The following is a 21,829-nucleotide window of genomic DNA, read 5'->3' on the forward strand; positions in this document are numbered from 1 at the left end:
GACCTCGTTGCCGGCTACAGCGCCTACACCGAGGCGGAGGAGCTGACTGTCAGCGCCGCCGCCGGCGCCCCCGCCACCACCTGGGTCTGTGTCTCCATCGCGTCCCGCGCCAGCTCGGCCAAGTGCGCCAGCTGGGCGGGTGCCTCGATCAGCGCCGCCAGCGGTGCGACCTACGAGATCACCTGCTGACGACACCCACCGAGGCGTCATCCCCCGACCGACCGACGGACGAACGAGAGGAGGTGAACACATGAAGACCACCGCGATCATGGAGCTCGTCGCGGGCTACGAGGCCTACGCCGAGACCGAGGAGCTGCAGTTCGAGGCGGCCGCCGACGCTCCGGCGACGACGATCTTCTGCGCGAGCGCGGGTGCCTCCTGGATGGCCAGCATCTTCTCCGCCCGGACCATCAACGGCGGCTGCTGATCCGCCCCTTCCGGGGTGACGGTTCCCGACCGCCCCGGTGAGGACCCGGGTGGGGCCGTCGGCCGCGCGCCGACGGCCCCACCCGGGCCCCGTACCGCACGAGCACCACCAACCACCTGGGGGCACTTGCCATGGAGGACACGACTCGCGCCGAGCGGCTCGTGGAGCTTGCCGACCTGCTGCGACCGTCCGCGATCCGCGCGGCGGCGACCCTCGGGGTCGCCGACCACATCGCCGCCGGGGCGGACGACACCGAGGCACTGGCCCGGCTGACCGGCGCCCGCGCCGACGCGCTCGACGCCCTGCTGCGCTACCTGGTCACCCTGGAGCTGCTGGACCGCGACGCGGACGGCCGCTACGCGCTGACCGAGGCGGCCGGCCCGCTGCGGGAGGACCACCCGTTCTCCGTCCGCGAGTTGCTGCGCTCGGACGGTGTCACCGGCCGGTCCGACCTGGCGCTGGTGGACCTCGTCCACACCGTGCGCACCGGAGAGCCCGCCCACGTGGGCCTGTTCGGCCGCGGCTACTGGGAGAGCCTCAACGAGGGCGGCTCCGCCGCGGAGGCCATCGCCCGCGCCTCCTCCGGGCAGCTGGTGTTCGACGCCCAGCTCATCCTCGACGGCTACGACTGGTCGGGCGTGCGCAGCGTGGTCGACGTCGGCGGCAACACCGGCACGATCCTGACCAACCTGCTGCAGCGCCACCCGCACCTGCAGGGCACCCTGGTCGACCTCCCGAGCACCGCCCACGTCGCGGAGCTCAACTTCGCCGCCGCCGGCCTCACCGAGCGCTGCGACACCGCACCGGGCAGCTTCTTCGACCCGCTGCCCGAGGACAAGGACGTCTACCTGCTGTCGGCGATCCTGGGCGACTGGAACGACGAGGACGCGGTCGCGATCCTGCGCCGCTGCGCGGAGGCCGCCGGCCCGTCCGGACGAGTGCTGCTCGCCGACGTCAGCCTGGACGTGGTGATGCAGGGCCCGCAGGGGCCCCGGATGGAGCTGTGGCTGCGCGCCATGATGCCGACCCCGGTGCGGAGCGTGGCGGACCTGAAGCGGCTCGCGGAGCGGGCGGGGCTGCGGGTCCGCTGGGAAGGACCGGTGACCCCGGTCAGGTCGTTGATCGAGTTCTCGCTCTAGGGAGCGCCGATGAGCTCGAGGGGAGCACGATGATGAGTACGGCGGGCAGCACCGCGGACGGGCCCGAGCGGCTGCACATCCTGCGGGAGATCTTCCGCGGCAAGCGCCTCCAGGTCGCGGTCGTCCTGGCCCTGGCCCTGGCCTCCACGGCGGCGACGCTGGCCCTGCCCTGGACGGTGGGCAAGCTGTTGGAGGCGATCCAGGCGAGTGAGGGCCTGGCCCGGTGGACCACGGTGATGGCGGTGGTCGGCCTCGGCTCCGCCGCCGCCAACGCCCTCGCCACCTACCTGCTCTCCCGGATGGGCCACCAGCTGGTCGGCCGGCTGCGGGTGCGGAGCATGCGCCACTCCATCGGCCTGAACCTGGCGACCGCCCGCCGGGAGGGCACCGGGAACCTCGCGGCGCGGCTCACCGTGGACGCCTCGGCGGTCAAGAGCATCGTCGACATCGGGCCGATCCAACTGCCGATGTCGCTGGTCACCCTGGTCGGGACCATGGTGATCATGGGCATCCTGGACTGGGTCCTGCTGCTCATCACCCTCGGGGCGTTCCTCGCCGCGCTGGCCGTGGTCGGCGGGGTGGTCGTCTCGCTGCGGCGCCGGTACACCGCGATCCAGAACGAAGTCGGCTCGCTCACCGAGCACTTCGTCGCCGCGGTCCAGGCGCTCACGGTGATCAAGGCCTACCGCGCCGAGCGCGCCGTCTCGGCCGAACTCGCCACCCGGGCCGAGCGGGTCGCCGGGTTCGCGACCCGCGCCTCCGCGATGGAGGCCCTGATGGTGCCCGTCATCAACCTGGGCCAGCAGATCGCCCTGGTCGCGGTCATCCTCGGCGGCGGCGCCCGGATCACCGGCGGCGACCTCGACCTCGGCACCTTCGTGTCGTTCCTGCTGTACCTCTTCCAGCTCACCGCGCCGCTCATCATGGCGATGTCCGGGATGAGCACCATCCAGGCGGGCCTGGCCTCCCGGCAGCGCTTCGACGACCTGTTCGCCCTGCCGTCCGAGGACCTCGACGCGCGCGCGACGGACGCTCCCGCGCCCCGGCCGGTGCCGGACGCCCCCGCCGTACGGTTCGAGCGGGTCGCGTTCTCGTACGGGGAGGAGCCCGTGCTGCGGGAGGTCGACCTGACCGTCCCCGCCACCGGGCTGACCGCGATGGTCGGGCTCTCCGGCTCCGGCAAGTCGACCGTGCTCGGCCTGGTCGAGCGGTTCATGGAGCCGCAAAGCGGGCGGATCGAGCTGTTCGGGCAGCGGGCGGGCGACTGGTCGCTGGCCGAGCTGCGCGGCCGGCTCGCCTACGTCGACCAGGGCAACACCCTGCTGCGGGACTCCGTACGCAACAACCTCACGCTCGGTCAGGAAGGGCCGGTGGACGACGGGACCCTGCTGCGCGCGCTGCGGGCGGTCGGGCTGGAGGAGGACGTCACCCGGCTCCCGTCCGGCCTGGACACCGTCCTCGGCGGCGCCCACGACCTCTCCGGCGGCCAGCGGCAGCGCCTGGCCCTGGCCCGGGCGAGCCTCTCGGACGCCCCGCTCGTCCTGCTCGACGAACCGTCCTCGCAGCTGGACAGCGTCAACGAGCAGCGGCTGCGCGACCTCGTCGACGAGATCAGCCGCGACCGCGCCGTCCTGGTCGTCGCCCACCGCATCTCCACCGTGCGGCACGCCGACCACGTGATCGTCATGGACGGCGGCGAGGTCAAGGCCGAAGGCCGGCACGAGGACCTGATGCTGACCAGCCCGATGTACGCGGAGCTCGTCCGGGGCCAGCAGTTGGGGCTCGCCGACGAGAAGCCCCGCTCCGACGAGAAGCCCCGCACCGAAGAACCGTCCGAAGCCCTGGCCGGAGGCCGCAACCGATGACCACCTACTCGTTCCTGGCCCCGATCGCCCCCCTCCGCCCGGAGCAGCTGCTGCCGTACGCCGCCCTCGCGCAGTGGAGCGCGGCACACCGGATGTGGCAGGGCCAGGCCGTGATCAACGACCCCTTCCAGGACCTCACCCACGTCTCCGCGTGCGGCTTCCGGGTGCCGACCGGCACCGGCGTGACCCTGATGCCGCTGCGTCACCCCTACCAGGCCGCCATCCAGGCGCACGGGCTGGCGGTGGCCAGCGGGCATCCGGTGGTGGCCGGCTTCGGGCCGGGCTCGGCCGCGTTCCAGCACAGCATGATGGGCGCGCCGTACCGCAGCCAGCTCGGCGCCGTGCGCGAGTACGTCACGATCATGCGCGACCTGCTGGAGAAGGGCGAGGCCGACCACGTCGGCGAGTACTTCACCTGCCGTTCGCCGTTCGCCGTGGTGCCCCGGCCGCCGGTGGAGATCGGCCTGGGCGTGCTGCGGCCCAGGATGGCCCGACTGGCCGGAGAGATCGCCGACGTCGCGATCACCTGGCTGACCCCGGCCGCGTACGTGCGCGACACCGTCGTACCGGCGCTGCGGGAGGGGGCGGCGGCGGCCGGCCGGCCGGTTCCCAGGGTCGCGGCGACCGTCCCGCTGGCGCTGGCGGCGGAGGGCCGGAACCCGGCCGAACTCGCCGCGATCAGCAACACCGCGCACACGATGCTCCCGCACTACGCCGACATGCTGCGCCGCTCCGGCATCGAGACCTCCACCGACGACCCGGCGGGCAACGCGCAGGCGCTGCTGGACGGTGACGCCTTCCTGTACGGGAGCCCGGCCGACCTCGCGGACCGGTTGCGGGAGTACGAGGACGCCGGCGTGGACGAGATCGTGCTGAACGTCACCGGCGTCCACGCGCGGTACGGCGAGCGGGCCTCCCTGGCGGAGCTGGAGACCCTGCTGGAAGCGGTCGCCCGGTGATCGACGAACCGCACCCGGTGCCCGGCGAGCCACAGGCGGGCGTCCCCGACCTGGGGCTGGAGCGCCTGCTCGTCGTCGTCACCGGCTCCGCCTACGCCTGGTCCCTCCCGTACTGGCTGGACTGGCTGCGCCTGAACCACCCCGGCACGGAGGTCCGGGTGGTGCTCACCCGCAGCGCCGAGCGCTTCGTGACCAGGCAGGTGATCGCCGCCCGGACGGGCGGGACGGTGTGGAGCGACAGCTGGCCCGAGGACGAGGCCACCGCGCGCCACGTCGAGTGGGCGCGGTGGGCCCAGGCGATCGTGGTCTACCCCGCGACCGTGCACTTCCTGGCGCGGCTGGCACTCGGACTGGCGGACAGCCCGGCCCTCCTGGCCGCGCAGTCCACCCGGGCACCGGTCGTCGTCGCCCCCGCACTGCCACCGGGCGCCCTCGACGGCGCGGCCTTCCGGGGCCACTGGGCCACGCTGGCGGCCCGGCCCAACGTGGTGCTCGTCCCGCCCGTCCCCGGGCGCAGCCTGACCACCGGCGACGAGGACGCGTGGGTGCCTCCGGCCCTGCCGCACGCGCTGCGGCTGCTCGTCGAGAGCCGTACCGGGTCCGCCGCCGCGCAGGTCGAAGACCCGGCGTCCGGCGAGGAGTTCGGCACCGGGCTGCTGCGGACCTCGGTCCGGGAGCTCCCGTCCGGCGGCCGGCGCTGGCGCCGTACCCCGGGCCCGATGGCTCCCACGCCCTTCCAGCCGGTCGACGAGGAGCTCGACCGCCTCCTGGCACGGGTCGACCTCGGCGACGGCGGTGACGGGGGTGACGGCGGTGGCGGTCGTGGCGGCGGCGCCCGGCTGGTGCCGGGGACGGCCGACGGGCCCTCGCGGCGCTACGACGTGCGCGGCGAGGTCTCCGTCGCGCACCTGCTGCTGAACGGCGAGCTCGGCCCCGAACTGGTCGGCCCGCTACGCGACGTGGGCCGACTGCTGCGCGCCCTGCACCGGCTGGGACCGCCGGCGGGCCGAGCGGTCGCGCCCTCGCGCGCCCTGGCACGGCTCGGTGACTGGCTGACCGGCCGGGCCGCGAGCCCCCGCGCGGCCTGCGCCCAGGGCGGGCTGCGCCGCGAGCTCGGCGAGGAACGCTGGTCCCGGCTGCTCGCCTGGTACCGCCGGACGGCGGCCGACCCCGACACCACGCTCGCGCACGGCGCGGCCGGGCTGGGATCACTCGTCGTCGACCGTGCCTCGGGCGGTGTGGACCTGCTCGTCGGCGAGGACGTCTGCGTCCTGCCCTGGTACGTCGACCTGGGCTGGGTGGTCGGCGAACTGGTGGAACTCCAATGGCAGTTGGGCGGTGACAAGGCCCAGTGGCAGGCCCTCACCGACGCGCTCTTCGACGGGTACGGGCGCGACCTCGGGCCGGAGTGGCACCGGATCGCCGCGCTGCGGATCCTGCTCCACGTCCACGACATCGCCGCCTACCTGGACGGCTTCGACCGCGGCTTCGACCACTACGCCGGGTTCCTGCGCTTCCTGGTCGACCTGGATGGCAAGGAGGCCTCATGAACGGGTGGAGCGGGCGCATCCCCGGGAGGCGCGCATGAACGGGAGGAGCGGGCGCCCCGGCGAACTCCGCCGCACGACCCTCGGCAACGGTCTGCGGGTGGTCCTCGAACGGCAGCCGGGCTCGCCGCGCACCGCGGTCTGCGTCCACTACGGCGTCGGCTACCGCTCCGAGCGGCCCGGCCAGGAGGGCTTCGCGCACCTCTTCGAGCACCTGATGTTCCGCGGCAGCGCGAGCCTGCCCCCCGGGAGCTTCTACGACCACATCCACCCCCTCGGCGGCCAGGCCAACGGGACCACGCACCAGGACTACACCGACTACCACCAGCTCGTCCCCGCGGCGGTGGTCGAACGGGCGCTGTTCGCCGAGGCCGACCGGATGCGCGCCCCGGTGTTCACCGAGCACACACTGGCCGAGCAGCTCGCCGGCGTCGAGGAGGAGATCCACCAGGCGGTGACGGCCCGGCCGTACGGAGGCCTGCCCTGGCCGCTGCTGCCCGGCGTGGCCTTCCGCGGCTTCGCCAACGCGCACGACGGGTACGGGCGGGTGGACCAGCTGCGCACCGCCACCGTCGAGGCGTGCCAGGAGTTCTTCCGGGAGCACTACGCGCCCGGGAACGCCGTCCTCACCGTGGTCGGCGACCACGAGCCCGAAGAGCTGTTGGCCCTGGTGGAGCGGCACTTCGCCGGCATCCCGGCACGCCCGGCCGGGCCGGCACCGGACCTGCGCGAACCGGCCCTCGCCGAGGACCGGTGGCAGACCTGCACCGAGCCGTCGGTCACCGCCCCGGCCGTCGCCCTCGGCTACCGGCTCCCCGACCCGGACGGGGACCTCACGGGATACCTCGCGCACGTGGTGCTGGCCGAGATGGTCAACCACCACGGGCTGGACGGACTCCGGGCCGTGTCGGCCGGCTGCGGCGTCTTCGGCCCGCTCGACGCGCGGGACCCGGACCTCCTGGTCATCACCGCGCTGGTGCCGCCGGGGGAGTCGCCGCAGCGGGCGGTCGAGACCGTCACCGGACGGTGGGCCGAGTGGGCCGACGACCCCCGGTTCGGGCAGCGGCGGGCCCAGGCCGTCCGGCGCCTGCTCCTCAAGCACCACCGGCAGTACGCCGACGCCTACGCGCGCAGCCGGGCCCTGGGCTGCCTGGAGCTGCTGTTCGGGCGGGCCGAACTCCTCGACGAGTACCCGCTCCTGCTCGGCGGGGTGGATCCCGCCCTGGTGGCCACCGCGGCCCGCCGGCTGGGGACGGCCGCCAAGGGGGTCCTCGTGATGAACCCGGGGCCCGCCCGGACCCGCCCCGCCCCGGACCACTCCGCCGTCCCGGACCACTCCGCCGCGCCGGACCACTCCGCCGCGCCGGTTCCCGCCCGGCCCACGGCCGCCGGCGGCGCTCCCGGCACCCCCGGCGCCTTGCCGGCCAGGACCCTCCCGCTGCCCGCGGCCCAGCCGGCGCCCCGGCACGGGCCGCGCTGCGAGGCCCGGTCGGCCGGCGGCACGCAGCTGGTGGCCGTCCGGGACACCCGCGGCCCGCTGGTGGAGCTGCGGTTCCGGCTGCCCCTGCACGCGGCGGGGTGGCGGGACCCGCAGGACGTGGACGCCCTGGTGCGGCTGCTCGCCGGACGCACCGACGCGGCGGCCCGCGCGGAAGCCGTCGGCGACCTCCTCCACCTGGCCAGCGACGGCCAGTGGTTCGACGTCACCGGATGCACCGCGCCGACCCGGACGCGGCACTGGCTGGGCCTGCTGCGCGAACTCCTGGCCCCACTGGGCCGGGTGACGCCAGGGCGGATGGCGCGCCGCGCGCGCTCCCCGGAGGCGCTGATGGACACCGCGCTGCGCCGACACCGGCTCGGTGGTCCCGCCGTCCGCTCCGCCGAGGCACCCGCGGCGGACCGCGACCTCGGCGAGCTCCACCGGGCGGTCCTGGGCCGGGGCGGCGGCTGGCTGGTCGCCGTGGGCGACCTGGACCCCGAGCGGTTCGTGACGGAGGCAGAGCGGGCGCTGTCCGGCTGGCCCGGGTCCCCGTTCGCCGACCCGCCCGCCGACCCCCTCGCCGTGCCGCCGACCGGGGGCGCACTGGCCCTGCACCACGAAGCCCTGGAGTCGGTGCACCTGACCCTGAGCGCACCCGAGCCGGCGGGCGACAGCGCGGCGGCCGCCCGCTACCTGGCCACGGCGGTCACCGGCGCGCACCCGCTGTCCCGGCTGGCGGCCCGGGCGCTCGCCGCGGGCTTCGACCACCCGCTCCACTCGGGGCGGGACCTGCTCCTCGACGAGCCCCGGGCCTACGTCCGGGCGGTGCTCCCCGCGCGCGACGCCGTCCGCGCGCTCGACGGCGTCCGGGCCTCCCTGCGAAGCCTGCGCAGCGCGCCCCTCTCCGCCGCCGAACTCGACCCGGTCCGCTCCTTCTGCGCCGCCCAGCTGCTCGGAGCCTTCGACACCCCCGCGTCCAAGGCGGACCTGCTGCGCGACGGCGTGTCGGCGGGCCGGCCAGTCGACTGGGCGGAACGCCTCCCGGAGGACCTCCGCCGGACCACGACCCGCGAGGTCGCCACGGCCTGCGCCGAGCTGTACCCGGCCGACGCCATGACCCTGGTGGCCCTCGGCGGTCCCGACCCGGTCACCGAGTTGACCGGCCGCTGGGAGTCGGGCGGCTCCTGAAGCGCCCGGGGTGTCCAGGGGGTGACTCGCCGCCATCGGATGATCCGGCACGGGCGGTACGGGCATGACGGGGCGCAGGTGGAACGGGCCCCTGGCCGGGCCCTGTGCCGCGGGCGGTTCCGGGGCGGCGGTCCGACGACTCCACCGCCGGCTCCGGGAGGAACCGCGACGCCCCCGGCTACCGCGACCGGGACGAGGCCGGGCCCCGGTTCGCAGAGCGCCTCGCCCGTGGTGCCGGAGAGAGCCGTGGTGCCGGAGAGAGCCCGGCGCGGGAGCGAGCCGGGCACCCGGGCGGGAGCCCGCCCGGGCAGCGGGAGATCCCCGCGTGAGCCCGGCTCGGGTGGAGTCGGGCTCACGCGGGGTCCCGGTCGGAGGGGATCAGTGGCCGGCGGCCGGGATGGTGCCGAGCCGGCCGGCCTGGAAGTCCGCCATGGCCTGCTGGAGCTCGCGGTGGCTGTTCATCACGAACGGCCCGTACCAGGCGACCGGTTCGCGGATCGGGAGGCCGCCGAGCAGCACGACCTCGAAGTTGGTGTCGCGGGAGTCCTGGCTCTCGTCGGCGCGGATGGTCAGGGAGTCGCCGTCGCCGAAGAGGACGGCCTGGCCGCGGTGGAACGGGCGGCGCTCCTGACCGGCCGAGCCCTTGCCCGCCAGGCCGTACGCCAGGGCGTTGAAGTCGGAGCGCCAGGGCAGGGTGATCTGGGCGCCGGGGCTGACCGAGGCGTGGATCATCGTGATCGGGGTGTGGGTGGCGCCGGGGCCCTGGTGGCCGTCGAGCTCGCCGGCGATGACCCGCAGCAGGGCGCCGCCGTCCTCGGTGCTGAGGAGCTTGACGCTGCCGCCGCGGATGTCCTGGTACTTCGGGGCGATCATCTTGTCCGAGGCGGGCAGGTTCACCCACAGCTGGAGGCCGTGGAAGAGGCCGCCGGACTTCACCAGGGACTCCGGCGGGGTCTCGATGTGCAGCAGGCCGGAGCCGGCCGTCATCCACTGGGTGTCGCCGTCGGTGATGACGCCGCCGCCGCCGTGCGAGTCCTGGTGGACGAAGGTTCCGTCGATGATGTAGGTGACGGTCTCGAAGCCGCGGTGCGGGTGCCAGGGGGTGCCCTTGGGCTCGCCGGCCGCGTAGTCCACCTCACCCATCTGGTCCATCATGATGAACGGGTCGAGGTACTTGGTGTCGATCTTGGCGAAGGCGCGGCGGACGGGGAAGCCCTCGCCCTCGTAGCCCTCGGGGGCGGTGACCACGGTCAGGACCGGACGGGCGCTGGTGACGGCGGCGTCCGGCGTGGTGACGCGGGGGAGGGTCAGCGGGTTGTCGACGGTCACGGCGGGCATGTCGGCCTCCTTCGAGGGGGGTTCTGCGGCCTACGTCCACGAGATTAGTTCAATTCTCAACAACAAGCAAGTTGAAGATTGAACTATGTGGCGATGAGGAAGCGCGGGGCTCCCTGTCCATGCTGGGCTAGCCGTACATCCGGCGCATGGTGAAGTCGACCATCTGCTCGACGGCCTTGGCGTCGAACACCATCCGGTGCTCGCCCTCCATGTCCAGCGCGAAGCCGTAGCCGGTCGGCAGCAGGTCCAGCACCTCGGCACCGGTGACGGTGAAGTGCTTGGAGTCCTTGCCGGCGTAGCGGCGCAGCTCCTTGAGTGAGCTGAACATCGGGATCACCGGCGTCGGGGTGTTGTGCAGCGCGAGGAAGCCGGGGCGGTCGCCGCGCGGGCAGTGCACCTTCGAGGTGATGAAGATCGCCTGGAAGTCCTCGACCGCCATCGAGCCGGTGGTGAACGCCCGGACGGCGTCCGCCAGCGAGGGCGGGGAGGGCTCCGGGTAGAGCGACTGCTGGTTCGCCTGCGACTGCGCGCCGTAGGCGTCCGGTCCGGGCATGCCGTTCATGCCCGGCTGCGGTCCCGCCTGCTGCTGGTAGGGGTCGCCCGGGTATGCGTTCTGGTCATATCCGTACACACGGACAGGCTAGCGGGAGCGCACCCGCCCGCGCTGGCGCGGATCCTGACAAAGGAGTGGTCGTCCGGACTGTGGGACGTGACCACGTTCATAGCGATTGACCGTCGAGTTCACCGTCGAGGGCTTGCCCAAGTTACCGCTGGGTAGCATCATGATGCCTACTGGTGGGTACGGGACGCCCGAACGCGGCGGTCTCCCGGAAGCGACGAACCGGAGAAAACGGCCATGGGTCACTACAAGTCCAACCTGCGTGACGTGGAGTTCAACCTCTTCGAGGTGTTCGGCCGCGAGCAGGTCTACGGCACCGGACCCTTCGCGGACATGGACGTCGAGACCGCGAAGAACATCCTGAGCGAGATCGCGCGCCTGGCCGAGAACGACCTCGCGGCGTCCTTCACCGACACCGACCGCAACCCGCCGGTCTTCGACCCGGAGACCAACACCGCGCCGATCCCGGCCTCGTTCAAGAAGAGCTACCAGACCTTCATGGACGCCGAGTGGTGGCGCCTGGGCATCCCGGAGTCGATCGGCGGCCAGGTCACCCCGAACTCGCTGATCTGGGCCTTCGCCGAGCAGATCCTGGGCTCGAACCCGGCCATCTGGATGTACTCCTCCGGCCCGGCCTTCGCCGGCGTCATCGCCGAGGAGGGCACCGAGGAGCAGCTGGAGATCGCCAAGCGGATGACCGACCGCCTGTGGGGCTCGACCATGGTCCTCACCGAGCCCGACGCGGGCTCCGACGTGGGCGCCGGCCGCACCAAGGCGATCAAGCAGGAGGACGGCTCCTGGCACATCGAGGGCGTGAAGCGCTTCATCACCTCGGGCGAGCACGACATGTCCGAGAACATCATCCACATGGTGCTGGCCCGCCCCGAGGGCGGTAAGCCGGGCACCAAGGGCCTGGGCCTCTTCATCGTCCCGAAGTTCGACTTCGACTGGGAGACCGGCGAGCTCGGCGAGCGCAACGGCGTCTACGCCACCAACGTCGAGCACAAGATGGGCCTCAAGGCCTCGAACACCTGCGAGATGACCTTCGGCGCCAAGCACCCGGCCAAGGGCTGGCTGCTCGGCGAGAAGGTCGACGGCATCCGCCAGATGTTCAAGATCATCGAGTTCGCCCGCATGATGGTCGGCACGAAGGCCATCGCCACCCTCTCCACCGGCTACCTGAACGCCCTGGAGTACGCCAAGGAGCGCGTGCAGGGCGCCGACATCTCGCAGTTCCTGGACAAGACCGCCCCGCGCGTCACCATCACCCACCACCCCGACGTGCGCCGCTCGCTGCTGACCCAGAAGGCCTACGCCGAGGGCATGCGCGCGCTGGTCCTGTTCACCGCGTCCACCCAGGACGACATGCTGGCCGCCAAGCTGCGCGGCGAGCACGACGAGGCCGCCGAGCGCCTGAACGACCTGCTCCTGCCGATCGTCAAGGGCTACGGCTCGGAGAAGTCCTACGAGCAGCTCGCCCAGTCCCTGCAGACCTTCGGTGGCTCCGGCTACCTGCAGGAGTACCCGATCGAGCAGTACATCCGCGACGCCAAGATCGACACCCTGTACGAGGGCACCACCGCCATCCAGGGCCAGGACTTCTTCTTCCGCAAGATCGTCAAGGACGGCGGCCAGGCGCTCACCGCGCTGAACGAGCAGATCCAGAAGTTCATCGGCTCCGCCGCCGGCGGCGACGCCCTGGCCGCCGAGCGCGAGCTGCTCGCCAAGGCCGCGGGCGACCTGGAGGCCATCGTCGGCAAGCTGATCGCCGACCTGACCTCGGTCGAGCAGGACGTCAAGAACATGTACAAGGTGGGCCTCAACACCACCCGCCTGCTCATGGTCTCCGGCGACGTCGTGGTCGGCTGGCTGCTGCTGCGTCAGGCCGCGGTGGCCCTGGCCAAGCTGGAGGCCGGCGCCTCCGAGAAGGACGTCCCCTTCTACCAGGGCAAGGTCGCGGCGGCCCGCTTCTTCGCCAAGAACATCCTGCCGACCGTCACGCCGCAGCGCGTGATCGCCGAGGGCATCGACAACGAGATCATGGAGCTGGCGGAGGAGGCCTTCTAAGGCTTTCCGACCGCTTCCTGACTGCCTGACGAAAACCCTCACACCGAAGGGCCCGGCTGCCACCGGGTCCTTCGGTGTTCCTCCGGCCGGGTGCCGGGTCCCCCGGTCGGGCGACACGTCCGTCCGGTCCGTCCGGGCGGCCCGCCGACCGTGTGCGACCAGGTCCGATCCGCCGGACGGACGGCGCGTGTCGCGGCTGCTTCACGGTTGTGTCCGGGTCCTGAGGTTCCGACTGCCCTGTCCGTGTACGGGCATATGCTCAAGGTGCGGAGCCGACTCCCCATCCGGTTCCGACCCTCCCTCGACCCAGGAGCAGTATGTCGACCGCCGCCCGCCAGGCATTCTTCGACCGGACGCACAGCGACGATCTGATCGCGTTCCTCGGCACCTCGCCGTCCCCGTACCACGCGGTCGCGAGCGCCGCGGAGCGGCTGGAGAAGGCGGGCTTCCGGCAGGTCGCCGAGACGGACGCCTGGGACGGCGCCGCCGGCGGGCGGTACCTGGTCCGCGGCGGCGCCCTGATCGCCTGGTACCTCCCGGAGGGAGCGGGCCCCGAGACCCCGTTCCGGATCGTCGGGACCCACACCGACTCGCCCAACCTGCGGGTCAAGCCGCTGCCGGACACCGGCTCGGCCGGCTGGCGGCAGGTCGCGGTGGAGATCTACGGCGGCGTCCCGCTGAACACCTGGCTGGACCGGGACCTCGGCATCTCCGGCAGACTCGCGCTCAAGGACGGTACCGCCCGGCTCGTCCAGTTGGACGAGCCGTTGCTGCGCGTGCCGCAGCTCGCCATCCACCTGGACCGCCAGGTCAACGAGGGCATGAAGCTCGACAAGCAGCGCCACCTGACCCCGATCTGGGGCCTCGGCCCGGTCGACGAGGGCGCGCTGATCTCCTACGTCGCCCAGCGGGCCGGTCTGGACGCGGCCGACGTGGTCGGCTGGGACCTCATGACGCACGACGTCCAGCCCGCCTCCTACCTGGGCCGGGACCGCGAACTGCTGGCCGGCCCGCGCCTGGACAACCTGCTCTCGGTGCACGCGGCCACCGCCGCGCTCGCCGCCGTCGCCTCCGCCGGCGGTGCCGGCGACCTGCCGTACATCCCGGTGCTGGCCGCCTTCGACCACGAGGAGACCGGCAGCGAGTCCGACACCGGCGCGCAGAGCCCGCTGCTCGGCAACGTCCTGGACCGGACGATCCACGCGCGCGGCGGCACCACCGAGGACCGCGCCCGGGCGCTCGCCGGCACCGTCTGCCTCTCCTCGGACATGGGCCACGCCGTCCACCCGAACTACAGCGAGCGGCACGAGCCGGGCCACCACCCGATGCCCAACGGCGGGCCGATCCTCAAGGTCAACGTCAACAACCGCTACGCGACCGACGGCGTCGGCCGGGCGGTGTTCGCGGCCGCCTGCGAGAAGGCCGGCGTGCCGTGGCAGACCTTCGTCTCCAACAACGCGATGCCCTGCGGCACGACGATCGGCCCGATCACGGCGGCGCGGCTCGGCATCAAGACCGTGGACTGCGGCATCGCGGCGCTGTCCATGCACTCGGCGCGCGAGCTGTGCGGCGCGGAGGACCCGTACCTGCTGGCCAGCGCGATCAAGGCCTTCCTGGAGGGCTGAGCCCCTCCGGCACGACAAGGGCCCGGCGGACGGTCACTCGTCCGCCGGGCCCCTCGTCGTCCTGGTGCCGCGCGGGCTACTCCATGCCCGCCAGGACCAGCGGGAGGCGGCGGGCGCCGTCGGCGACCAGCTTCACCGGCACGCCCCAGTCCTGCTGGTGCACGTGGCAGGCCGGGTACTCGATCTCCGGGTCGTCGTCGCAGGAGGCCGCCATCGCCGAGACGTGCAGCACGCCCTCGCCGACCTCCGCGGAGAGCACCAGCTCGCGGGAGAGGTCGCTGTCCGCGCCGGCGCCGGAGACCAACAGCTCGGGCGGGGTGGCGCTGACCAGCAGCCGGGTGGACGGGCCGTAGCGCTCGTCCAGCTTCTGGCCGCTCGGCGCCGAGAAGACCACGTCCAGCCGGAAGGCGCCCGGCGCGACCTCGGTGGCCGCGCGCTGGGTGCGGTGCGCCACCGACTCGACCCGTACCGCCTCCTCCGGCAGCCGCAGCCTGGTCAGCCGGTGCCGGGCCGACTCGACCACCACGATGTCCCCGTCCACCAGCACCGCCCCGGAGGGCTCGCGCAGATCGGTGGCCAGGGTGCTGACCTCGCCGGTCGCCGGGTCGTAGCGGCGCAGCGCGTGGTTGTAGGTGTCGCTGACGGCCACCGAGCCGTCCGGCAGCACGGTGACGCCCAGCGGGTGCTGGAGCAGCGCCTGGTCGGCCGCGCCGTCGCGGTGGCCGAAGTCGAACAGGCCGGTGCCGACCGCGGTTTCGACCGTCTTGGTTTCACGTGAAACCCACCGCAGGGCGGAGGTCTCGGAGTCGGCGACCCAGAGCCGCCCGCCGTCCGCGGAGACCGCCAGGCCGGACGGCTGGGCGAACCAGGCCTCGGCGGCGGGGCCGTCCACCAGGCCCTCGTTGGTGGTGCCGGCCGCGACGCCGACCGTGCCGACCGCCGGGTCGTACGCCCACAGCTGGTGCACGCCCGCCATCGCGATCCACACCCGGCCGTCGAACCAGGCGACGTCCCACGGCGAGGAGAGGTCCACCTCGCGGGCCGGGCCCTCGGTGGGCGAGCCCTGCCACCACTGGCGGCCGGTGCCGGCCAGGGTGGTCACGCTGCCGTCGGCCAGCCGCAGACCGCGCAGCGCGTGGTTGACGGTGTCGGCGACGACCACGTCGACGTCGTACGGGTGGCCCTCGGGGAGCAGCGCGAGGCCCTGCGGCTCGCTGAACCGGGGGCTGGTGCCGTCCACCAGGCCGCGCTGGCCGTCGCCGATCCGGCGCACCACCGTCTCGCCGTCCTCGGCCAGCTCGACCAGCGAGTGGTGGCCGGAGTCGGCGACCAGGAAGTGGCCGTTCGGCAGCCGGAGCGCCTTGCCGGGGAACTTGAGGTCCCCCGCGGTCGGTTCCGGCGCCACGTACGGGCCGTCGCCGCGGCGCAGCGTCCCCTTGGCGGCGTGCTCCGCCTCCAGCTCCTCGACCAGGCGGGCGATCGCGTGGGCGTGGCCCTCACCGGCGTGCTGGGCGACCACGTAGCCCTCCGGGTCGATCACCACCAGCGTCGGCCAGGCCCGGACGGCGTACTGCTTCCAGGTGGCCAGCGCGGGGTCGTCCAGCACCGGGTGGTGCACCTCGTACCGGGCGACGGCGTCCACCACGGCCTGGTGGTCGGCCTCGTGCACGAACTTCGGCGAGTGCACCCCGACGATCACCACGGTGTCGCGGTGCTTCTCCTCCAACTCCCGCAGCTCGTCCAGGACGTGCAGACAGTTGATGCAGCAGAAGGTCCAGAAGTCCAGGATGGTGATCTTGCCCCGGAAGTCGGCGAGCGTGAGCTCCTTGCCGCCGGTGTTCAGCCAACCGCCTGCCCCGACCAGCTCGGGGGCGCGTACACGTGCACGAGATGCCATGCCCCAATGAAACCGCACGCCCGGCGTCCGCATTCCGGGCGGACCGGGTTCTCAGAACACCGGCCGGCGGGCGGCGCTGAGTTCCACGGCCTCCCGGGCCGCGTGGAGCGAGACCCCGGACGGGCCGAGCAGGGCCCTGGTGACCATGATCGCGGAGATCATGCTCAGCTCGCGCTCGACGAGCAGCCGCTGGACGGCCTCCATGCCCCGCTCGGCGAGCACCGGGCGGCACTCCTCGACGACGGCGGTCAGCCGGGCGGCCTGCTCGTACGTCATGCCGATGGTGGTCGAGAAGGGGTCCGGCCGGCCGAGGTCGGCCTGCCAGCGGGTCTCGCCGTCCTGGACGCGGGTGGTGGGGCGCAGGCCGGCGGCGCGGGCGACCGCGTGGGAGCCGTGGTGGTCCGGGTGGATGTGGGCGACGGCGGTGGTGACGCCGGCGGCGGTGAGGTGGGTCAGCAGGGCGCGGGCGGCCTCGGTGGCCAGGCCGCGGCGCTGCCAGGGGGTGCCGACCACCCAGGCGACCTCGGTCTCCTCGGCGCGGACGGTCGCCTGCACGTAGCCGGTGAGGGAGCCGTCGGAGCGCAGCCGCAGCACCCAGTTGCCCCAGTGCTCGGCCGGATCCGGGGAACCGGCGGCCAGCCGGGCGCAGCGGACGCGCATCTCCCCGACGGTGGCCGGACGGCCGCCGGTGAAGGCGTGCAGGGCCGGGTCGGCGAGCGCGGCCGCCAGCTCCTCGGCGTGCTCGGGGGCGATCGGCGGCAGGTCGAGGCGCTCGCTGCGCAGCGGGGCCGCGGTGAGGTCGGGACGCATGGCGGTATTGAAGGCCATCGCGGCGGCCGTCGCGACGCGGTTTTCCACGGGTGCTTCGTGGCGGTGCTTTTCGACGGGCGGGGGGCCGGGGTCGAATGGGGCCCGACGTCAACACGGAGGAGGTCCTGCGGTGCGGTATCTGGTCAGGGAGAAGCTGTTCGCGGTCGGCGACGACTACTGGATCGAGGACGACCGGGGCCACAAGGCGTACCTGGTGGACGGCAAGGTGCTGCGGCTGCGGCACACCTTCGAGCTGCGGGACGCGCAGGACCGGGTGGTCGCGGTGGTGAAGGAGAAGATGCTCACCGTCCGCGACGCCATGAAGATCGAGGACGCCGACGGCGAGGTGATCGCGACCGTCCGGGAGAAGCTGTTCACCCCGTTCCGCGACAAGTACCTGGTGGACCTGGCCTCCGGCGGCGAGCTGAAGATCCACGGGAACCTGATCGACAAGGACTACCGGATCGAGAACGACCACGGCGACGAGCTGGCCCGGATCAGCCGCAAGTGGTTCCGGATCCGGGACACCTACGGGGTGGAGATCGCCGACGGCGCGGACACCGGCCTGCTGCTGGCCGTCGCGGCCTGCGTCGACCACCTGGCGCACGAGGAGGACTGACCCGTCCGTCCCGGGTTTCCGGATCCCGGTCCGCCTCTCATCCGTGTGGGGTATCTTTTGCCAGCCCTTGACCCAGCCGGTCGAGGGCCCCTGACCAGCCGGTCGGGGCGCACGGCGAGAGCGGACCGGGGGCTGGAACCACGATGAACGACATCCTGCACGGGCTCGGCGCGGCAGCGGCCTACGGCGCCCTCGGGGTGGTGCTGCTGCTCCTCGGCATCGGCCTGGTCGACCTGCTGACGCCCGGCAGGCTCGGCCACCAGATCTGGGTCGAGCGCAACCGCAACGCCGCCGTCCTGCTCAGCTCCGCCCTGCTCGGCATCGGCGGGATCGTCTTCACCGCGATCATGTACACCTACGCGGACTTCGCCAAGGGCCTCGCCTCGACGGCCTGTTACGGCGTGCTCGGGCTGCTGCTGATGGCCGTCGCGTTCTGGCTGGTGGACCTACTGACGCCCGGCAGGCTCGGCGCGATCCTGGTCGAACCGGAGCCGCACCCGGCGGTGTGGGTGACGGCCAGCTGCAACATCGCGGTGGCGGCGGTCGTCTCGGCCGCGATCGCGTGAGGGGGCCCGGGCGGCGGTGTGACGGCCGGGGCCGGTCAGGCGGGGTGCGGAGCCCCGCCCAGGACGTGCTCCCGCCCCCAGTCGCCCAGCGGTCCCAGCGCGGCGTTGAGGCGGCGCCCCGCCTCCGTCAGCGCGTACTCGACCCTGGGCGGCACCTCGTCGTACGCCTCCCGGTGCACGATGCCGTCCGTCTCCAGCTCGCGCAGGTGCGCGGCCAGCACCTTCTCGGTGATCCCCGGCACCAGCCGGCGCAGCTCGCCGAAACGGCAGCTCGGGCGCTCGCCCAGGGCCCAGAGGATCAGCACCTTCCACTTGCCGCCGATCACGTCCATCGCGGCGTCGATCCCGCAGACGTACGCCCCCGGCCTCGGCACGGTCGCCATCCCCACCCCTCCCGGACCCCTCCGACCTCGATGCTCACCCCAGGGTAACCACCCACTTCGAAGTGCGTACTTGAGCGCTCCCCGGGGTGGCGCGGAGGCTGATCCCCGTGACGAACAAGCCTGTTGAGAACACGTCCGAGAACGCGACCGCGGCCCCGCTCGCCCCGCTGACCCTGCTCGGCCTCGGTGCCATGGGCACCGCACTGGCCGGGGCCTGGCTCACCGCCGGGCACCCGCTGACCGTCTGGAACCGCACCGCCGCCCGGGCCGACGCGCTCGCCGCCCGCGGCGCGGCCGTCGCCGCCACTGCCGCCGAGGCCGTCGCGGCGAACCGCCTGGTCGTCGTCTGCCTGCTCGACGACGCCTCGGTGGAGGAGGCGCTGGCCGGCCTCGACCTGACCGGCAAGGACCTGGTCAACCTGGTCACCGGCACCCCCGAGCAGGCCCGCGCCCGCGCCGCCTGGGCCGAACGGCGCGGCGCCCGCTACCTGGACGGCGGCATCATGGCCGTCCCGCCGATGATCGGTGTCCCGGCGGCCGGGCCGTACGTCTTCTACAGCGGCTCGTCGGAGCTGTTCGAGGAGCACCGGACGGTCCTCGCCTCGCCCGCCGCCACCCGCTACGTGGGCGAGGACGCCGGGTACGCGGCCCTGCACGACGTGGCGCTGCTCAGCGCGATGTACGGCATGTTCGCCGGGGTCGCGCACGCCTTCGCGCTGGTCCGCGGCGAGGCCGTCGCGCCGGGCGACCTGGCCCCGCTGCTGGGGAGTTGGCTCACCGCGATGTCCGGCTCGGTGGCCAGGACCGCGGAACAGCTGGAGAGCGGCGACTACACCGAAGGCGTGGTGTCCAATCTGGCGATGCAGGTGGCGGGCAAGGCCACGCTGCTGCGCACCGCCGAGGAACAGGGGGTGAGCGCGGAACTCCTGGAGCCGTACTTCCGGTTGATGGAGCGCCGACTGGCCGTCGGCAGCGGGGAGGAGGACCTGACCGGGGTCGTCGACCTGCTGCGACGCTGAGGACCGGCCGGTAACGTACCGGCATGGCAGACCTTGAAGAACGCGCCGATGGCGTCGCGTCCGGCTCACGGCAGACCGGGGCGGGAGTGCTGGTCAGACCGCGCCGCGGGGACGACCTCGCCGACTGCGTCCGGGTGCTGGGCGACGTCCACAGCGCCGACCGCTACCCCGCCGACTGGCCCGAACGCCCCGCCGACTGGCTCACCCCGGACGGCCTGCTCGCCGCCTGGATCGCCGAGTCGGAGGGCCGGCTCGCCGGCCACGTCGGCCTCGCCCGCAGCGCCCCGGACGACCTCGCCCCGGCCCTGTGGAGCCGCCGCACCGGCGGCCGTCCGGAGCTCGCCGCCGTGATCGGCCGCCTCTACGTCGCCCCCGGCGCGCGCGGCCACCACATCGGCGCCCACCTGCTGGCCTGCGCCGTGGCGCACGCGCGGGCGCTCGGCCTGCACCCCGTCCTCGACGTGCTGGCCACCGACACCGCGGCCGTCGCCCTCTACCGCCGGCTCGGCTGGACCCACCTCGGCAGCGGCGACCAGCGGTGGGCCTCCGGCCGTACCGTCACCGTCCACTGCTTCGCCGCCCCGCGCGGGTAGCGCCCGCCCCTCCGGCGTGCCCGCCCGGCTGTCCCGGCCGGGCGGGCACGGTACACCGGGATGACGTCGAAGCCGCGCCGCCGGGGGCGGGTGGCCAGGGTCGGCATCCGGGCGGGGGCCGCGTGGGCCGGTGCGCGGCGCTTTTGCTGGGGTGGCAACAAAGCTTGCCGACGAGGGGAGGGCGGTCGCAGCCTGGCGGTGGCGGACCGCGGCCGGGCACGGCGGCCCCGCCGCGCGTCCGGCGCCGGGGTGCCCGCGCCGGCGGGGAAGCCCTCGGCACCCACGAACGGAGAGATCGGACATGACCTCGAACCACCACCACCAGCACGGCCACGGCCACGGAAGCGTCCCCGCCGCCGACTTCGACTGGGACGCGCTCGCCGCCCACCTGGAGCACGAGGCCGACCTGAAGGCCGGCGCCGTCACCGAGGCCGCGCAGTGGCTGTCCGGCCTGTACGGCGCGGGGGAGGTGCGCAGGGTCCTCGACGTCGGCAGCGGGCCCGGGGTGATCGCCGGACTGCTCGCGGACGTCTTCCCGGCGGCCGAGGTGGTGGCCGTCGACCAGTCCGCCGCCCTGCTGGAGCGCGCCCGGACCCGCTCGGGCGGCCGGCTGGGCACCCAACAGGCCGACCTGCCCGACGAGTTCGACAAGCTCGGCGAGGCCGACCTGATCTGGTCCGGCAACGCGATCCACCACCTGGGCGACCAGCAGGCCGCGCTCACCTCGCTCGCCGGGCTGCTGCGGCCGGGCGGTCTGCTCGCCGTCGCCGAACGCGGCCTGGCCGCGCGCTACCTGCCCCGCGACTTCGGCCTCGGCCGCCCCGGCTTCCAGGCCCGGCTGGACGCGGCCCACGAGGACGGCTTCAGCACCATGCGGGCCGAACTGCCGGGCAGCACCGAGGAGATCGAGGACTGGCCGGCCATGCTGGAGCGCGCCGGGCTGACCCCGAGCGGCACCCGCACCTTCCTGGTCGACCGTCCCGCCCCGCTCGACCGGTCCACCCGCGCGTACCTGCGCACCCAGCTCAGCCGTCTGCACGACCAGCTCGCCGAGAGCCTCCGGCCTGAGGACCGCGCCACCCTCGAAGCCCTCCTCGACGAGGACGCCCCCACCGGCATCCTGCGCCGCCCGGACGCCTTCTACCTCTCCGCGATGACCGTCCACACGGCCCGCAAGGCCTGATCCGGGGAGCCCGCCGCCGGGCGGGGCGGCCCGTCGGACCGCCCACCCCGCCGGGCGCCCGGGATACCGTCGGGGCATGACAGCGAGCGAGCGGCGCTTCGTCGTGGTGACCACCACCCACGAGAGCGAGCAGCAGGCGCGGGCCCTGGCGTCCGCCGTGGTGCGGGAGCGGCTGGCGGCCTGCGCCCAGGTGTACCCCGTACGGTCGGTGTACTGGTGGGAGGGCGAGGTGCAGGACGCCGAGGAGTGGCGGATCGACCTCAAGACCCGCGCCGAACTCGCCGACCGGCTCGGCGCGTTCGTCGCCGAGCGGCACTCGTACGACACGCCCGAGCTGATCGCCGTGCCGGTGGTGGCCGGCAGCCCCGGGTACCTGGACTGGCTGGCCGCCGAGACGGTCCGCCCGGACGGGCCCTCGGACACGTCCTAGCGGGCCCGGCTCGGACCGCCGCACGCCGCGCGGCATGGGGGCGGGGCCCGGAGGATCGCCTCCGGGCCCCGCCGC

At 73.8% G+C, this 21,829-nt stretch carries 19 protein-coding genes and 1 pseudogene; 15 read left to right on the forward strand and 5 right to left on the reverse strand.

What is annotated here, in order from left to right:
- The 7 genes from ACIRD3_RS27055 to ACIRD3_RS27085 all read left to right on the forward strand — a co-directional run.
- Nucleotides 1–189: LxmA leader domain family RiPP (locus ACIRD3_RS27055; protein ID WP_402221528.1), on the forward strand; the 189-nt coding region annotated here is incomplete at its 5' end.
- A 61-nt stretch (nt 190–250) separates the two neighbouring features.
- Complete coding sequence (locus ACIRD3_RS27060) at nt 251–427, forward strand: LxmA leader domain family RiPP (RefSeq protein WP_402221530.1); 177 nt, start codon at nt 251–253, stop codon at nt 425–427.
- Between the two features lie 131 nt (nt 428–558).
- Nucleotides 559–1,566 (forward strand): methyltransferase, encoded by a 1,008-nt coding sequence (locus ACIRD3_RS27065; protein ID WP_402221533.1) that lies wholly within the window; start codon nt 559–561, stop codon nt 1,564–1,566.
- Between the two features lie 29 nt (nt 1,567–1,595).
- Complete coding sequence (locus ACIRD3_RS27070) at nt 1,596–3,431, forward strand: ABC transporter ATP-binding protein (protein ID WP_402221536.1); 1,836 nt, start codon at nt 1,596–1,598, stop codon at nt 3,429–3,431.
- Complete coding sequence (locus ACIRD3_RS27075; protein ID WP_402221539.1) at nt 3,428–4,390, forward strand: LLM class flavin-dependent oxidoreductase; 963 nt, start codon at nt 3,428–3,430, stop codon at nt 4,388–4,390. Before ACIRD3_RS27070 ends, ACIRD3_RS27075 begins: the two co-directional genes overlap by 4 nt.
- Nucleotides 4,387–5,940: a flavoprotein gene (locus ACIRD3_RS27080; RefSeq protein WP_402221542.1), complete on the forward strand. Its 1,554-nt coding sequence runs from the start codon at nt 4,387–4,389 to the stop codon at nt 5,938–5,940. Before ACIRD3_RS27075 ends, ACIRD3_RS27080 begins: the two co-directional genes overlap by 4 nt.
- A 34-nt stretch (nt 5,941–5,974) precedes the next feature.
- Nucleotides 5,975–8,605, forward strand: a complete 2,631-nt coding sequence (locus ACIRD3_RS27085; RefSeq protein WP_402221544.1) for an insulinase family protein — start codon at nt 5,975–5,977, stop codon at nt 8,603–8,605.
- A 378-nt stretch (nt 8,606–8,983) separates the two neighbouring features.
- Here the strand turns inward: ACIRD3_RS27085 and ACIRD3_RS27090 are convergent, their stop codons facing one another.
- Together ACIRD3_RS27090 and ACIRD3_RS27095 are read right to left on the reverse strand one after the other, a co-directional pair.
- Nucleotides 8,984–9,943 carry a pirin family protein gene (locus ACIRD3_RS27090; protein ID WP_402221547.1) on the reverse strand — a complete coding sequence of 320 codons (960 nt, stop codon included), beginning with the start codon at nt 9,941–9,943 and terminating at the stop codon, nt 8,984–8,986.
- Nucleotides 9,944–10,070: 127 nt separating this feature from the next.
- The gene (locus ACIRD3_RS27095; protein WP_402221548.1) at nt 10,071–10,574 is read right to left on the reverse strand and encodes an SseB family protein; all 504 of its coding nucleotides are present in this window, start codon (nt 10,572–10,574) and stop codon (nt 10,071–10,073) included.
- Nucleotides 10,575–10,799: 225 nt separating this feature from the next.
- Between ACIRD3_RS27095 and ACIRD3_RS27100 the strand changes: the two genes are divergently transcribed.
- The gene (locus ACIRD3_RS27100; protein WP_402221551.1) at nt 10,800–12,629 is read left to right on the forward strand and encodes an acyl-CoA dehydrogenase; all 1,830 of its coding nucleotides are present in this window, start codon (nt 10,800–10,802) and stop codon (nt 12,627–12,629) included.
- A gap of 317 nt (nt 12,630–12,946) precedes the next feature.
- A complete protein-coding gene (locus ACIRD3_RS27105) occupies nt 12,947–14,254 on the forward strand; it encodes a M18 family aminopeptidase (RefSeq protein ID WP_402221553.1) in 1,308 nt (435 codons plus the stop codon).
- 76 nt (nt 14,255–14,330) lie between these two features.
- Here the strand turns inward: ACIRD3_RS27105 and ACIRD3_RS27110 are convergent, their stop codons facing one another.
- Nucleotides 14,331–16,151 (reverse strand): NHL domain-containing thioredoxin family protein, encoded by a 1,821-nt coding sequence (locus ACIRD3_RS27110; protein ID WP_402221556.1) that lies wholly within the window; start codon nt 16,149–16,151, stop codon nt 14,331–14,333.
- A gap of 318 nt (nt 16,152–16,469) precedes the next feature.
- A pseudogene (locus ACIRD3_RS27115) lies at nt 16,470–16,979 on the reverse strand (GNAT family N-acetyltransferase); the annotation flags it as partial.
- A 112-nt stretch (nt 16,980–17,091) separates the two neighbouring features.
- Here ACIRD3_RS27115 and ACIRD3_RS27120 point away from each other — a divergent pair.
- Both ACIRD3_RS27120 and ACIRD3_RS27125 read left to right on the forward strand, forming a co-directional pair.
- The gene (locus tag ACIRD3_RS27120; protein WP_402221559.1) at nt 17,092–17,580 is read left to right on the forward strand and encodes an LURP-one-related/scramblase family protein; all 489 of its coding nucleotides are present in this window, start codon (nt 17,092–17,094) and stop codon (nt 17,578–17,580) included.
- Nucleotides 17,581–17,723: 143 nt separating this feature from the next.
- Nucleotides 17,724–18,146 (forward strand): DUF350 domain-containing protein, encoded by a 423-nt coding sequence (locus ACIRD3_RS27125; RefSeq protein WP_402221561.1) that lies wholly within the window; start codon nt 17,724–17,726, stop codon nt 18,144–18,146.
- A 35-nt stretch (nt 18,147–18,181) separates the two neighbouring features.
- Here ACIRD3_RS27125 and ACIRD3_RS27130 read toward each other — a convergent pair whose 3' ends face one another.
- Nucleotides 18,182–18,529 carry a winged helix-turn-helix transcriptional regulator gene (locus ACIRD3_RS27130; protein WP_402221564.1) on the reverse strand — a complete coding sequence of 116 codons (348 nt, stop codon included), beginning with the start codon at nt 18,527–18,529 and terminating at the stop codon, nt 18,182–18,184.
- A 191-nt stretch (nt 18,530–18,720) separates the two neighbouring features.
- Between ACIRD3_RS27130 and ACIRD3_RS27135 the strand changes: the two genes are divergently transcribed.
- The 4 genes from ACIRD3_RS27135 (at nt 18,721) to cutA (ending at nt 21,754) form a co-directional block, all read left to right on the forward strand.
- Nucleotides 18,721–19,548 carry an NAD(P)-binding domain-containing protein gene (locus tag ACIRD3_RS27135; RefSeq protein ID WP_402221638.1) on the forward strand — a complete coding sequence of 276 codons (828 nt, stop codon included), beginning with the start codon at nt 18,721–18,723 and terminating at the stop codon, nt 19,546–19,548.
- 23 nt (nt 19,549–19,571) lie between these two features.
- Nucleotides 19,572–20,141, forward strand: coding sequence for a GNAT family N-acetyltransferase (locus ACIRD3_RS27140; protein ID WP_402221565.1), 570 nt, complete (start codon nt 19,572–19,574; stop codon nt 20,139–20,141).
- A gap of 301 nt (nt 20,142–20,442) precedes the next feature.
- The gene (locus ACIRD3_RS27145; RefSeq protein ID WP_402221568.1) at nt 20,443–21,324 is read left to right on the forward strand and encodes a class I SAM-dependent methyltransferase; all 882 of its coding nucleotides are present in this window, start codon (nt 20,443–20,445) and stop codon (nt 21,322–21,324) included.
- Nucleotides 21,325–21,400: 76 nt separating this feature from the next.
- Nucleotides 21,401–21,754 (forward strand): divalent-cation tolerance protein CutA, encoded by a 354-nt coding sequence (cutA, locus tag ACIRD3_RS27150; protein WP_402221571.1) that lies wholly within the window; start codon nt 21,401–21,403, stop codon nt 21,752–21,754.
- The last annotated feature ends 75 nt before the right edge of the window (nt 21,755–21,829 follow it).

This window comes from Kitasatospora sp. NPDC093550, from assembly GCF_044764985.1.
Taxonomy (GTDB): domain Bacteria; phylum Actinomycetota; class Actinomycetes; order Streptomycetales; family Streptomycetaceae; genus Kitasatospora.

Excerpts from the sequence above, each read along its gene's own strand:
- ACIRD3_RS27085 (WP_402221544.1), top strand. The coding sequence starts at position 5,975 with ATGAACGGGAGGAGCGGGCGCCCCGGCGAACTCCGCCGCACGACCCTC.
- ACIRD3_RS27130 (WP_402221564.1), bottom strand. The coding sequence starts at position 18,529 with ATGGCGACCGTGCCGAGGCCGGGGGCGTACGTCTGCGGGATCGACGCC.
- ACIRD3_RS27075 (WP_402221539.1), top strand. The coding sequence starts at position 3,428 with ATGACCACCTACTCGTTCCTGGCCCCGATCGCCCCCCTCCGCCCGGAG.
- ACIRD3_RS27070 (WP_402221536.1), top strand. The coding sequence starts at position 1,596 with ATGATGAGTACGGCGGGCAGCACCGCGGACGGGCCCGAGCGGCTGCAC.
- ACIRD3_RS27100 (WP_402221551.1), top strand. The coding sequence starts at position 10,800 with ATGGGTCACTACAAGTCCAACCTGCGTGACGTGGAGTTCAACCTCTTC.
- ACIRD3_RS27145 (WP_402221568.1), top strand. The coding sequence starts at position 20,443 with ATGACCTCGAACCACCACCACCAGCACGGCCACGGCCACGGAAGCGTC.
- cutA (WP_402221571.1), top strand. The coding sequence starts at position 21,401 with ATGACAGCGAGCGAGCGGCGCTTCGTCGTGGTGACCACCACCCACGAG.
- ACIRD3_RS27140 (WP_402221565.1), top strand. The coding sequence starts at position 19,572 with ATGGCAGACCTTGAAGAACGCGCCGATGGCGTCGCGTCCGGCTCACGG.
- ACIRD3_RS27135 (WP_402221638.1), top strand. The coding sequence starts at position 18,721 with ATGGGCACCGCACTGGCCGGGGCCTGGCTCACCGCCGGGCACCCGCTG.
- ACIRD3_RS27125 (WP_402221561.1), top strand. The coding sequence starts at position 17,724 with ATGAACGACATCCTGCACGGGCTCGGCGCGGCAGCGGCCTACGGCGCC.
- ACIRD3_RS27065 (WP_402221533.1), top strand. The coding sequence starts at position 559 with ATGGAGGACACGACTCGCGCCGAGCGGCTCGTGGAGCTTGCCGACCTG.
- ACIRD3_RS27105 (WP_402221553.1), top strand. The coding sequence starts at position 12,947 with ATGTCGACCGCCGCCCGCCAGGCATTCTTCGACCGGACGCACAGCGAC.
- ACIRD3_RS27110 (WP_402221556.1), bottom strand. The coding sequence starts at position 16,151 with ATGGCATCTCGTGCACGTGTACGCGCCCCCGAGCTGGTCGGGGCAGGC.
- ACIRD3_RS27060 (WP_402221530.1), top strand. The coding sequence starts at position 251 with ATGAAGACCACCGCGATCATGGAGCTCGTCGCGGGCTACGAGGCCTAC.
- ACIRD3_RS27090 (WP_402221547.1), bottom strand. The coding sequence starts at position 9,943 with ATGCCCGCCGTGACCGTCGACAACCCGCTGACCCTCCCCCGCGTCACC.